At 53.6% G+C, this 12,644-nt stretch carries 14 protein-coding genes; 3 read left to right on the top strand and 11 right to left on the bottom strand.

The features are described from left to right. Positions 1–22: 22 nt before the first annotated feature. Positions 23–697, bottom strand: a complete 675-nt coding sequence (locus tag FFS28_RS05735) for a fimbrial biogenesis chaperone (protein ID WP_137849019.1) — start codon at positions 695–697, stop codon at positions 23–25. Positions 698–760: 63 nt separating this feature from the next. Next, positions 761–1,297 (bottom strand): fimbrial protein, encoded by a 537-nt coding sequence (locus FFS28_RS05730; protein ID WP_006177284.1) that lies wholly within the window; start codon positions 1,295–1,297, stop codon positions 761–763. Positions 1,298–1,545: 248 nt separating this feature from the next. Between FFS28_RS05730 and ybiB the strand changes: the two genes are divergently transcribed. Beyond that, positions 1,546–2,508 (top strand): DNA-binding protein YbiB, encoded by a 963-nt coding sequence (gene ybiB, locus FFS28_RS05725; protein WP_006177286.1) that lies wholly within the window; start codon positions 1,546–1,548, stop codon positions 2,506–2,508. Between the two features lie 117 nt (positions 2,509–2,625). Here the strand turns inward: ybiB and ybiJ are convergent, their stop codons facing one another. The 3 genes from ybiJ to mcbA all read right to left on the bottom strand — a co-directional run bounded on the left by ybiJ (position 2,626) and on the right by mcbA (position 3,841). Then, positions 2,626–2,886: a DUF1471 family protein YbiJ gene (gene ybiJ / locus FFS28_RS05720; RefSeq protein WP_006177287.1), complete on the bottom strand. Its 261-nt coding sequence runs from the start codon at positions 2,884–2,886 to the stop codon at positions 2,626–2,628. A 285-nt stretch (positions 2,887–3,171) separates the two neighbouring features. After that, positions 3,172–3,438, bottom strand: a complete 267-nt coding sequence (locus tag FFS28_RS05715) for a DksA/TraR family C4-type zinc finger protein (protein WP_006177289.1) — start codon at positions 3,436–3,438, stop codon at positions 3,172–3,174. 136 nt (positions 3,439–3,574) lie between these two features. Then, entirely contained in the window at positions 3,575–3,841 is a 267-nt protein-coding gene (mcbA, locus tag FFS28_RS05710; protein WP_042321058.1) for a DUF1471 family periplasmic protein McbA, read from the bottom strand. Positions 3,842–4,084: 243 nt separating this feature from the next. Between mcbA and rlmF the strand changes: the two genes are divergently transcribed. After that, positions 4,085–4,996: a 23S rRNA (adenine(1618)-N(6))-methyltransferase RlmF gene (rlmF, locus tag FFS28_RS05705; RefSeq protein WP_171007384.1), complete on the top strand. Its 912-nt coding sequence runs from the start codon at positions 4,085–4,087 to the stop codon at positions 4,994–4,996. A 47-nt stretch (positions 4,997–5,043) separates the two neighbouring features. Here the strand turns inward: rlmF and ybiO are convergent, their stop codons facing one another. The 6 genes from ybiO to rhtA all read right to left on the bottom strand — a co-directional run bounded on the left by ybiO (position 5,044) and on the right by rhtA (position 11,664). Continuing rightward, positions 5,044–7,260 carry a mechanosensitive channel protein gene (ybiO, locus tag FFS28_RS05700; protein WP_058610594.1) on the bottom strand — a complete coding sequence of 739 codons (2,217 nt, stop codon included), beginning with the start codon at positions 7,258–7,260 and terminating at the stop codon, positions 5,044–5,046. Between the two features lie 130 nt (positions 7,261–7,390). Beyond that, entirely contained in the window at positions 7,391–8,113 is a 723-nt protein-coding gene (gene glnQ / locus FFS28_RS05695; protein WP_006177294.1) for a glutamine ABC transporter ATP-binding protein GlnQ, read from the bottom strand. Then, positions 8,110–8,769, bottom strand: coding sequence for a glutamine ABC transporter permease GlnP (glnP, locus tag FFS28_RS05690; protein ID WP_010428919.1), 660 nt, complete (start codon positions 8,767–8,769; stop codon positions 8,110–8,112). Before glnP ends, glnQ begins: the two co-directional genes overlap by 4 nt. A 99-nt stretch (positions 8,770–8,868) precedes the next feature. Beyond that, the gene (gene glnH, locus FFS28_RS05685) at positions 8,869–9,612 is read right to left on the bottom strand and encodes a glutamine ABC transporter substrate-binding protein GlnH (protein WP_006177296.1); all 744 of its coding nucleotides are present in this window, start codon (positions 9,610–9,612) and stop codon (positions 8,869–8,871) included. A 360-nt stretch (positions 9,613–9,972) separates the two neighbouring features. Next, positions 9,973–10,476, bottom strand: coding sequence for a DNA starvation/stationary phase protection protein Dps (gene dps, locus FFS28_RS05675; RefSeq protein WP_006177298.1), 504 nt, complete (start codon positions 10,474–10,476; stop codon positions 9,973–9,975). A 300-nt stretch (positions 10,477–10,776) separates the two neighbouring features. Further along, positions 10,777–11,664 (bottom strand): threonine/homoserine exporter RhtA, encoded by an 888-nt coding sequence (gene rhtA / locus FFS28_RS05670; protein ID WP_058610595.1) that lies wholly within the window; start codon positions 11,662–11,664, stop codon positions 10,777–10,779. A 354-nt stretch (positions 11,665–12,018) separates the two neighbouring features. Between rhtA and ompX the strand changes: the two genes are divergently transcribed. Beyond that, positions 12,019–12,537, top strand: coding sequence for an outer membrane protein OmpX (gene ompX / locus FFS28_RS05665; protein WP_006177301.1), 519 nt, complete (start codon positions 12,019–12,021; stop codon positions 12,535–12,537). Positions 12,538–12,644: the final 107 nt, after the last annotated feature.

Genomic DNA, 12,644 nt, shown 5'->3' with positions numbered 1-12,644 from the left:
CAATCCACTGTTTGGCTGTCGATTAATGAACGGATGAAGACCAGCTTTTGCTGATGCTGCCGTAGTCAGTAATGATTGACCAGGTGACGTTAGAACCGCCGGTATTTGCAGGCAGTGCGATGCGCGTTTGCGTTTCTGGCACGGCCCAGCCAGCCTTTTCTAATTTATGGCCGTTCAGCGTGACGCTCTGGAAATTCATATAAAATGGCGTGGGGTTATTAACCACCAGGTTGTTGCCCTCGCGGTGCCATTCCAGCTTATCTGCCACGTCTTCCGGTTTGCCTTTAACCGATGCCGGGCGATAAAGTAATTTAATGCGCGTGTTGATGGCGATTTGCAGCGTATTCACGCCCTCAACGCGTTTTGATGAGGGAATGGCTTTAATATTCAGCCAAAAAAGCGACTCGCGATCTTCAGGTAAATTTCCGCCGGTGCGGACAACGCGCAACACGTTATCTTCTTTGGCATCCAGGCGAAAAAGGGGAGGCGTAATCAGAAACGGCGCTTTCGCCAGATTTTTACCGCCAGAATCCGCCCAGGACTGTACCAGATAATCTGTTGCATCCGGGTTTGAAATACCGATTGAGGATTCCTTTTTCCCTCCCTGGTAAATGAGGCGCGTGCCGTTAATAATCACGCCCGCATGTGCGGTCGCTGCTACCAGTAAAAGTGTGCTCAGTAAATAACCGTGACGCATAGCTGTTTCTCAAAATAAGGAAGGACTATTGATCACACGAAAAATAGTCCTTGAAGGATGATATCAGTTATAAATAACGGTGAATGTGGAGACGGAGTTTGCCGGGCCTGCGGTGACCGCTGCCTGGGTTTGAATATAACGCGCACCAAATTCAAGATCGTTAACGGCGGTTCCGGAAGCCAGAGGGTACTCTTTGGACGGCGTGTATAAGCTCACGGGTTGTTCAGAAGAGTCGAGCAGCTGGATCGCCACGCCGCTTGCCGCATCCGCATCCGGGGTCAGCGCCAGCGTCGTGTTGTTATTCGCATCTGGCGTACCGCCAAAATTGATGGACGCCGAGGTAACGGTTTCCGGGCAGTTTTTCAGCTCAATATCAAATTTCGTGGCGGTGCTGGTGGAGCCTGCACCGGTAAAGACCGTTTTCGAGACCTTGCCTAAGGTCACGTTCAACGGATTACTTAAACCATTTACAACCTGACACGCGGAATCAATGATTTCGCCCGTAAAGTTGATTTGTCCTTCTCCGTCCGTTGCCGCAAAAGCGGAGGCCGAGCAGCCCACAACGGATGCGACGAAGAGACCTAACGCAATCTTATTCATAATTAATCCTGATGTAGGGCGGAGACCTTGCCTGGAAGTTTCCGCCGTTGTTCCTCACTAACTTCGGTCGATATTTAAACAAAATCCGGGCGGAGAAGATTCTTGTATTCAGCTCACAAATAATTGAACTTTTTCTTGCATTATTTTTTATGTTCAAAAACGCGGGCGCTGTTTTCGGGGATAAAAGGCTATCTGGCGGGACTTCATCAGGGCTATAGTGAGAGCACTATGCAGGAAGGAGAAATGTCGTGGATTATCGCAAAATTATCAAAGAAGTAGGGCGCGGGAAAAACCACGCTCGCGACCTGGATCGTGAAACTGCCCGTGCGCTCTACAGCCATATGCTGAACGGCGAAGTACCCGATCTGGAAATGGGCGGCATACTGATTGCCCTGCGGATCAAGGGGGAAGGGGAAGCCGAAATGCGCGGCTTTTACGACGCCATGCAGGCGCAGACAATCCGCCTGACGCCACCGGTGGCAAAACCAATGCCGATTGTTATTCCCAGCTATAACGGCGCGCGCAAGCAGGCGAACCTGACGCCGCTGCTGGCGATCCTGCTGCACAAGCTCGGTTTTCCGGTGGTGGTGCACGGGGTGAGTGAAGATCCTACGCGCGTTCTGACCCAGACCATTTTTGAACAGCTGGGGATTGAGCCGACCCTGCACGCCGGCCAGGCGCAGGCAAAGCTCGACAGCCATCAGCCCGTGTTTATTCCGGTGAAAGCGCTCTGCCCGCCGCTGGAGAAACAGCTGGATATGCGCTGGCGAATGGGGGTGCGTAACAGCGCCCACACCCTGGCAAAGCTGGCGACGCCGTTTGCGGAAGATGCCGCGCTGCGTCTCTCCAGCGTGTCGCATCCGGAGTATGTCACCCGCGTAGGCACCTTCTTTGACGCGATCGGCGGCAGGGCGTTACTGATGCACGGTACGGAAGGGGAGGTGTATGCCAACCCGCAGCGCTGCCCACAGCTGGTGCTGATCGACGCACAGGGCACGCGCGCGCTGCTTGAGCGCGGCGAGGAGAACACAGACGTTATCCTGCCTGCGGCGAAAGATCCGCATACCACCGCGCGCTGGATTGAACAGTGTCTGGCAGGCAATGTCCCCGTACCGCGTGCGATAATGCTGCAGATGGCGTGTTGTCTGCTGGCAACGGGTGAGGTGGCGACGCTGGACGCAGGGCTTGAGCGCGTGGCGCAGGCGTTTTAGGCAAAAAAAAGCCCGTCCAGTGGCGGACGGGCAAACAAAGGGTAACAACAACAGGGTCAATGAGGGTTGGAGCATCTCACCAGAGGGTAAGGTGAGGGTGGAGCATAATGCGTTCGCTTATTTGTAGATAACCGCGGTACCGCTCAACTTGTTATTGTTGTTCGCGGAGGTGATGGTATATCCACTTGCGCCGGCAGCCGCTGCTTTCTCAGCCAGTTTTGCTTCCAGGCCGTCCAGCGTGGTGGCGCCTTCAGCACTGACCACACCGATTTTATTCATGTTCTGCGCCTGAGTGGCGGAGACAGGCTCTGCGGCGAAAGCGCCAAAGGACAGAGCGGAAAGGGCAACAGCGGCAACAGCATATTTGATGGTTTTCATGATTATTCTCTCGCAGATGATTCTGTTAAGGGGACGATGTTCCGTCGATGTGATAAGTATCACGGTTTTTTGCGGAGGATAAAATCGAAGAGAATTGACGTGGTTGCTCAAAAAAATTGAATGACAAATAACATATTGAATAGTAATAACTTCAGCGAAGCGATTTACGTTTCTTGCCGCTGCGCTTTACAGAAGCCGCGTTAAGGGCACGATTTGCCACGCGGTTCGCTAAAAAGCGTGAGCGTAAAGGAAACTACTTTGGTCGTGAACTTGCGTAAAGCCAGGTCAACGTAACTGGCTGTCTTTCGATCCTCTGCGATTATATCCTGCGTGTGAAGTATTATGCGAATCTTTATCCTGCTGGCAGGTGATGCATAACCGCACGCCGGGGATGGCTTTTCGCCGCGCCTCGGGAATGGGATCGCCGCACTCTTCACATTCATACAAACTCTCACCGCGCGGAATTTCACCGCGAGCGCGGGCAACAGCATCTTCAATGGTACTGTTGATCTGTTCGTTTACTGCGTCGTCATTTGCCCAGCCGGAAGCCATGGCATCCTCCAGTGTCGTGTTTATATAAGTGGTGTTTATATAAAGTATAGGATCGATATGGGGTTAAAAGGTGAACGTACAAGTCGCGGTAGGGTGAAACTGCATCTGTTGCCCAGATGCAGTCGGGGGCGGAACGTTATTTATAGATAGTGGCTGTGCCGTACATATGGTTATCGCCACCGGCGGCGTTCACCACAAAACCTTTCGCACCTTCTTCACGGGCTTTTTCAGCCAGCTTGCTCTGAAGATCGTCAAGATTGCTTGCGCGGCTGACGGAGACAGTACCGGCAGGGCGAAGCTGGCTGGTGTCGTTGCTGGGGGTGAGAGGCTCTACAGACCAGGCAGAAAATGAGGCGGTCGCGAGTGCTCCGGCGATGACAGCGAGTGACAAGTATTTTTTCATAATCACATCCTCCGGGAGAAACAACGGGTGATTCCAGTTAAGTTTAGATGCCCTGAGAGTGTGATTTAGCGCAAAAATTTGATGATGATCTGCTTATTTTTTGAACGATGTTAATTGACAAAACGCTGACAGATCATAGACATACACGCCGTTGATTTTTGTCGCTTTTTTGTTCGCCTCACAGAAATATTTACCGTTGGGTCAGCAAAGGGTATCTTACGCCGCTGTTTAAAGGAGAACGCCATGACTTCCCAAAAGCCCGGATTGCACCCCCGTAATCGCCACCGCAGCCGTTATGACATGAATGCCCTGTGCCAGAGCTGCCCGGAGCTAAAGACTTTTATCGTCCAGACCCCGGCCGGTGAGCCCTCGGTTAACTTTGCCGATCCGCAGGCGGTAAAAGCGCTGAACAAAGCGCTGCTGGCCCATTTCTACGGCGTGACGCACTGGGACATTCCTGAAGGCTTTCTCTGCCCGCCCGTACCCGGCCGTGCCGATTACGTTCACCACCTTGCCGATCTGCTGGCCGACGATTGCGGCGGCGTGGTTCCCGCGCAGGCAAGCGTTCTGGATATCGGTACCGGGGCGAACCTGATCTACCCGCTTATTGGCGCGCATGAATACGGCTGGCGTTTTACCGGCAGTGAAACGGGCGCAGAGGCGTTCTCAAGCGCGCAGGCCATCATTAACGCCAACCCGGGGTTAAGCCGCGCGGTTCGTCTGCGTCGCCAGAAAGATGCGTCGTCGATTTTCAACGGCATCATTCATAAGAACGAGCAGTACGATGCCACGATGTGCAACCCGCCGTTCCATGACTCCGCGGCAACTGCCCGCGCGGGCAGCGAGCGCAAGCGTCGCAATCTGGGCCAGGCGCAAGATGCGGCGCTGAACTTTGGCGGCCAGCAGCAGGAGCTGTGGTGTGAAGGCGGTGAAGTGGCGTTTATCCTGCGCATGATTGATGAGAGCAAAGCCTTTGGCCGCCAGGTGAAGTGGTTCACGACGTTAGTCTCACGCGGCGACAACCTGCCGCCGCTGTACCGTGCCCTGACCGATGCGGGCGCGGTAAAAGTGGTGAAAAAAGAGATGGCGCAGGGGCAGAAGCAGAGCCGATTCATCGCCTGGTCGTTTATGGACGATAGCAAACGCCGCAAATAATGTGTCCCGCAGGCCGGGTAAGGCGAAGCCGCCACCCGGCAAACAGGTTACAGCGTCGGCTCCTGCGGCGGCAGCGGTGTGGCCGAAGGCGGCGAGACGACCTGATACGTCTGCACCGGCATCCGCACATCCGCCAGATCGAAATGTTTCTTCACCATGCTGTCGAGCGCGAAGCGCACCGTCCACTGCTTCAGCGGCTGGGTGGTGAACGACACGCGTAGCGTAAAGGCCGTGTTCGTCAGCCCGACAATGCCCGCAAACGACGGCTCGCCAATCACCAGCCCGCGAATGTTCTCCATCTCCATCAGCTCCGCTACCGCATCCTGCAGCGCCTGCTTCGCTTTATCGGCATCTTCATGGCGATCCACATCGTAATTCGCCACGACCGAACCAATCCCGCGCACGAAGTTGGCGAAGGTGGTGATCGAGGACCAGGGAATGATGTGGTATGCGCCGGTATCCTGACGCACGCCCACGGAGCGAATCGACATCCGCTCCACCGTGCCGGTGAGCGGCCCGATGGTCACCAGGTCGCCGGTGTTCATCCCGTTCTCAAACTGGATGAAGATACCGGTGATGATGTCCTTCACCAGCGTCTGGGAGCCGAAAGAAATAGCCAGCCCCAGGGCACCGGCACCTGCCAGCAGCGGTGCGATATTCACGCCGATTTCAGAGAGCACGATCATGATGGTGATGGTACTGATAATCACCGCCAGCGCGTTGCGGAACAGGGTCAGCAGCGTGCGGGCGCGAGCGCTTGGCAAGGGCCTGCCGTGAATATCCGAGACCAGACGGTTTTCGATCAGGCTCGCCAGCAGCGTCCAGCCCACGGCAGAGAAGAACAGAATCAGCGCAATGCGGATCAGAATATCGACGGTCTTTTCCCCCGCGCCGTTGTGCAGCCAGTTCCAGAAATCGAACAATCCCCAGGCGTTCAGGAGCAACATAATGGCGACGCACACCGTCAGAATGCGCGCCACCTTCAGGGACACCGACATCCAGCCGTTAACCCGTTTTTGCAGCTCCGGATAGTTGCGCTGAACGTGCGGGGAGAGGGTGATGGTTTTCGAGATCCAGCGCGACAGCAGGCCCGAGACAAACGCCGCGATGCCAATAATCGCCAGGCTTTTGAACGTCGCCCCCATCATAAATTTCAGGCTGTTGCCCGGATCAAACAGCGAGAAGAAGCACAGCACAATAAAGTACGCGCTTGCCAGCCAGTGCCAGACCAGCGCGAAGGCGCGAATAAACAGGCTGAAGAAGGAGAGGGAGCGGTCGGCCAGATGCAGCAGACTCTCGGTAATGGCTTTTTTATTGTGAAAGATAAGGTACAAGGCCCAGACGGTGATGCAGATCATGATCAGCACGTTCGCCAGCGCGCCGAACTGAACGTTCACCTGGTTGGAGATAATCGGCACGGCGACCAGCAGACCGTAGCCAATCAGGCCGCTGAGCACGCTCAGACGTAAGGCCCAGTATTTTGCGGTGCGTTCCTGAATCGAAAAGGGGCGCAGCTCCGGGACGTGTGGGCAAAAGAGTAAACGCAGCAGCGCTTTGAAAAATTCGATCAGAGCGAAGGCGTTGAGGAAAAGCGCCTGCTGAAAGGCGATGGTTTTATTGCCCGTATTGAGACGATCGGCAAGCACCTGGCCGATAGACAGGGTCAGCGCCAGCAGCAGTAAGTCGATGATAAACGCCAGGGCGATCATCGCCGGCAAATGCAGCCAGCTGCTTTTCTCGCGGTTCTTTTTACGTCCCCATTGGCCCATCTTGCGATACAGCGGCCAGGCGCACAGGCGCACCAGCGAGTAAAAAATGAATACCGTGCCTGCCAGGATGAGAAATTGCGTGGCGGCGGCAGAGAAGGTTTGGGGATTGAACGGCTTATGGGGAGAACCAATCAGATTGCGGTAGAGCTGGGCAAAACGTGAGGCGAGGGCATCGCCATAGTGGCGGCTGACGTCGGTGACATTCTCCAGCACCGTTTTTTGTTCTTTCTCATCGGGCGGGGCGATCGCCGGGACATCTTCCTGCGGTGGCGTTGCCGCGACTTTACGCAGTTGACCTATTAATTCCTGCCGGGACGCATCATTTTCAAGCACGTCGGCCAGCGCGCTGTAGGCGGCTTTCTTCTGTTCGGCGTCCGGTTCCGGTGGGGGCGTATTTTGCTGTGTAGCGGCGGTTCCGGTTGTTACACCTGGTATCGCAACGGCAAGCGAGGGAGCACTAAAAAGGCTAATCAACAGCAACAGGATCCACGGCACGGCGTCCTCCGGCGAAAATGTCCAGCAAAATGATAAGTATAGAGTGCGGGGAACCGGGGGGGATTTTTGGGAACAATCTGGCGTTAAAAAGCCGGGCATGCCCGGCTTGATGTTTAACGGCCAGTCGTCATCAGGAGACGTGCTGCAGGAACTCCTGCAGGCGCTGGCTGGGCGGGTTGGCAATCAGCTCCTGCGGGTTACCGTCTTCGGCAATGCGGCCTTTATCGATAAAGATCAGGCGAGACGCCACTTTCTCCGCGAAGCCGATTTCGTGGGTCACGATCACCATCGTCATCCCTTCTTCGGCCAGGTCCTGCATGACTTTCAGCACTTCGTGACGCAGCTCGGGGTCAAGCGCAGATGTCGGCTCATCGAACAGCATCATCTTGGGTTTAACCGCCAGCGCGCGGGCAATGGCTACGCGCTGCTGTTGACCACCGGATAGCTCGGACGGGTAGTGATGCGCCCGCTCGGCGAGGCCCACTTTGGCGAGCAGATCTTTTGCCAGCGCTTCGGCTGCCGCTTTATTGGCACCGCGCACGCGCAGGGGGCCAAACATCACGTTTTCCAGCGCCGTGAGGTGCGGGAACAGGTAGAACTGCTGGAACACCATCCCGGCTTCCTGGCGTATCAGTCGCTCGTCAACCTTCGGATCGTTGACCTTCAGGCCATCGACAACCAGATCGCCGCTGGTGATCTCTTCCAGCTTGTTGATGCAGCGCAGCAGGGTTGATTTACCGGAACCGGACGGCCCGATAATGACCACCACTTCACCTTGTTGAATGTTGAGGTCAATATTGTGCAGCACCTTCGTCGGGCCAAAGTGCTTGGAAACGTTTTTAAATTCAATCACAGGATTTTCATCCTTCTTTCAAGACGACGCAGAACAAAGCTCAGAACCAGGGTGATGATCAGGTAGACGACGGCTACCGCACTCCAGATTTCCAGCGCACGGAAGTTGCCCGCGATAATCTCCTGGCCCTGACGGGTCAGTTCGGCTACCCCGATAACAATAAACAGCGACGTATCTTTAATGCTGATGATCCACTGGTTACCCAGCGGCGGCAGCATGCGGCGCAGCGCCAGCGGCAGGATAACGTGACGAATGGTTTCGCGACGGGAAAGCCCCAGCGCCAGACCTGCTTCGCTGAAGCCCTTATGGATCGACAGCACCGCGCCGCGGGTAATTTCCGCAATGTAGGCACCGGAGTTGATCATAATAGTGACAACGGCGGCGCTGAACGGGTCAATGCGCAGGTCGTTGAAAGCCATAGGCAAGGCGAAGTAAATGAACATAACCTGCACGACAATCGGCGTGCCGCGGATCACTTCGATGAAAACCAGCGCGATGTGGTTAGCAATCCAGCCGCCGTAGGTGCGGGCGAAACCGGCAACAAGGCCGATAATCAACCCGCCAACCAGACCGAGGACCGAAATCCACAGGGTCATTTTGGCGCCTTCAAGCAAGAGAGGAATGGCAGGCCAGATGGCGCTCCAGTCAAACTGCATGATGTATTCCTGTATACCGTGGTGAAAAACAAAAAACGAAAAACGTAGGCCCGGTAGGCGTTAGCGCCACCGGGCGTACAAACCTGATTTCAGGTGAAATTATTTAGGCTCGGTACCGAACCATTTTTTGTAGATTTCGTTGTAGGTGCCGTTCTCTTTCAGGGTTTTCAGCGCGCCGTTCACTTTAGTGCGCAGGTCGTCGCTGCCTTTCGGGAACGCAATACCGTACTGCTGTGCTTCCAGAGAATCGCCTACCGCTTTGAACTTGCCGTTGCCCGCGGTTTTGATGAAGTACAGGATGTTTGGCGTGTCGTGCAGAACCGCATCCGCGCGGTTGGTGCCCAGTTCCATGTAGGCATTGTCGATGTTCGGGAACTGACGCAGGTCTTTCGTTTTGATATTCGCTTTTGCGTAATCAACGGAGCCAGTACCGCCTTTCACTGCCACTACTTTGCCGTCGAGATCTTTCACGCTTTTCACATCGTTATTGTCGGCTTTAACCATCACCAGCAGGCCGCTTTTGTAGTAGCCGTCAGAGAAGTCGATCGCTTTTTTACGTTCGTCGGTAATGGTGATACCCGCCAGCGCCAGGTCAACGTTTTTAGTCTGCAGCGCAGGGATGATGCCGCTGAAGTCCATTGGCTTCAGGGTGTAATCCAGTTTGAGTTCTTTCGCAATAGCAGCCCACAGATCCACGTCGAAACCAACGTATTTATCACCCTGTTTGAATTCAAACGGAACGAAAGCCGTGTCAGTTGCCACAACCAGTTTGTCGGCGGCCTGAGAAGACACCGCAAAAGCCAGGGTAAGTGCAGCCAGTGAAACTTTTAATACAGACTTCATAGCATTTCCTTTTATATCCACGGGGCGATCCCCTGCGAGAACATCTGGCACAATGAAAAAATCATGCCAACTTTACAAGTTGTTGTTTTGCATAGGGGATGAAGACACGCACTGCACGCTAATCGTGGCAACGCGCTTGTTTTGCACCAAGATGGAGCACCGTTTTGGTGCGCTTCGTTTTGGTTAACTGACGGGATGATATTTAGCGCAATTTCAGACCAAAAAACAATCTTCCATTAACCGTTGTGTGAGGTGATTATTACATTTTATTCACTTTTGCAGGGGGTTTAGCAAAAGTGACGCACCATAAACGTGCAAAACCCCCGCCAGGGCGAGGGTTTGATTGGAACTTCGTATGGATTATTCGATGTTAGATTCGATAAACCAAAGGAATTGATCCAGGTCGCGAGACGCGGCGGTGAAGATATCCGCAGTGTCTTCGTCTTTCGCTTCACTAATGGCTTTACGCACATCGTTAGCCACGACGGCGTAACGGTCAGCCAGCTCTTTCAGGTGATCCTGTACGCTGTGGATATCCAGCGGGTAGCTTTTCAGCGCGGTCTTGCTGTTAATGACCTGCGTGGTACCCAGCGCCACACCGCCGAGCTGCACGGCACGTTCTGCCATGGTATCGAGGTGGGTGACCAGTGCGGTGCGGAATCCATCCAGCATTTCATGAACGGCAATAAAGTTTGCACCGCGCATATTCCAGTGGGCCTGTTTAGTGATCAACGACAGGTCGATGAACTGGATCACCTGGCGATTCAGCAACTCAATCGTCGCTTTTTTATCGCTGTCTGATACATCGTTACGGGTATAAAGCAGATTAGACGCTTTCGTTTTCACCAGTTTAGCGGTACTCATAATCTCATATCCTCTTGATGTTAATGTCCCAGGTAATTACCGAGAAACAGTATAGCACCTGATTTTTACTGTGGGGGTCAGGTCTTGCCTATTGGTTTAATAGTAAGAAGAGTTTTGTTTTTTTATTTTGTTGTTTTTCAAAGGATTTGTAATATTTGTCACGGGGCGTGAGATTTTTGAAATAACGCGTGAGGCGTTGCGGGAATAATCTGGAATTAACACAAAAGTGTGAATGAATAATTCAGGTGAGAATTCTGGCCGATATTCTGCATGGCTATGCAGCCATGCAGAATAAAGCAATCAGTTTATATCGAGCTTTTCAACCTTCGGCTCCCGGCGCATCGTCAGCGTGGACCCCATTGAGGCCGCGATGATTGAGCACAGCGCCAGCGTCTGCGTGAAGGTCAGGGTTTCCCCGAGGAAAATCATCCCGGAGATCGCCGCCAGGGCAGGCTCCATGCTCATCAGCGTGCCGAAGATACGCGTAGGCAAGCGCGTCAGGGCAATCATCTCCAGCGAGTAGGGGAGTGCGGTCGAGAGAATGGCGACGGCCAGACCGATCGGCATGACCGACCACTGCCATATTGATTCCGTGGCTTGCGCCATGCCGAGCGGCACAAAAATGATCGCCGCAATCAGCGAACCCAGCGCCACGGTGGCCGGACCGTGTTCCTCCCCGGCGCGCTGACCAGAAAGAATATAGATCGCCCAGCAGGCTCCCGCGCCCAGCGCCAGCGCGGCACCAGTCAGGTCGATCTGCGAAACATTCTGACCCAGCGGCAGCAGGAACCATAATCCCAGCACCGCCAGCACCACCCAGATAAAGTCAACCGGACGGCGTGAAGAGAAGAGGGCAACGGCCAGCGGGCCGGTAAATTCCAGTGCAACGGCAATGCCAAGCGGGATGGTTTGTATTGAGAGGTAGAACATATAGTTCATTGCGCCCAAAGACAGTCCATAATAAAGCAGAGGCAAACGCTGCTCTTTTTTAAACCGCAGCCGCCAGGGTTTGAAGATGACCACGAGGATCAGGGTGCCTAACGCGATTCGAAGCGCCGTGACGCCGGGTGCCCCCACGATGGGGAAAAGAGATTTCGCCAGCGATGCTCCACTCTGGATGGACATCATGGCGATGAGTATGACGGCAACCGGCATCCAGACCGACGACGTACGGGATAAAGCAGGCATCCTTTCTCCTGTCAATTTATGTCAAGTGAGGTAAAAGCGGCAGTGTAATAGAAATATGCTGCATCGGTTGAGGTTCTGTTGAAAAAAATCCGCGCAAAACACGTAAAATGCTGATGAGTTGATGGATTTATAGACACTCAGATTAGGAATAATCTGGATGAATGTAGCGGAACTGACGCGCAATATTAGCGTTTTGTAGCGAAAATTTTATGTTATTTTAATAAGATAGCTGCTGTTGGAAATGTTCTGTTACAGGAAAATCTTAGTTAGACATCACGAATCACAAAGAGTTTCAGAAGATTTTTTGATATATTTAAAACTTACGGACTTACTTGAAGCACATTTGAGGTGGTTATGAAAAAAATTGCATGTCTTTCAGCACTGGCCGCTGTACTGGCTGTTTCCGCAGGTACTGCTGTAGCTGCTACTTCTACCGTTACCGGTGGTTACGCTCAGAGCGATATGCAGGGCGTAATGAACAAAACTAACGGTTTTAACCTGAAGTATCGTTACGAGCAAGACAACAACCCGCTGGGCGTAATCGGTTCTTTCACCTACACCGAGAAAGATCGTACTGAAAACGGCGCTTATAACAAAGGTCAGTACTACGGAATCACCGCTGGTCCTGCTTACCGCCTGAACGACTGGGCAAGCATCTACGGTGTTGTAGGTGTTGGCTACGGTAAATTCCAGCAGACCGAAAACGAAGGTCTGAACCGCACTGCAAGCAACAGCGACTACGGCTTCTCCTATGGCGCTGGTATGCAGTTCAACCCAATCGAAAACGTTGCTCTGGACTTCTCCTATGAGCAGAGCCGTATCCGCAACGTTGACGTTGGCACCTGGATTGCAGGCGTAGGTTACCGCTTCTAATCACTTCGGTGAGCCAGTAAAAAATCCGCCCAATGTGGCGGATTTTTTTTGCATTAAAAGCAGCTATCGTTACTACGCTGATCGGTAAAGTAAAGTGGAAGGTTCCG

The organism is Enterobacter sp. 2VL (genome assembly GCF_005503595.1).
GTDB classification, from domain to species: domain Bacteria; phylum Pseudomonadota; class Gammaproteobacteria; order Enterobacterales; family Enterobacteriaceae; genus Enterobacter; species Enterobacter cancerogenus.
This window is presented reverse-complemented; position numbering and strand designations above follow the sequence as displayed.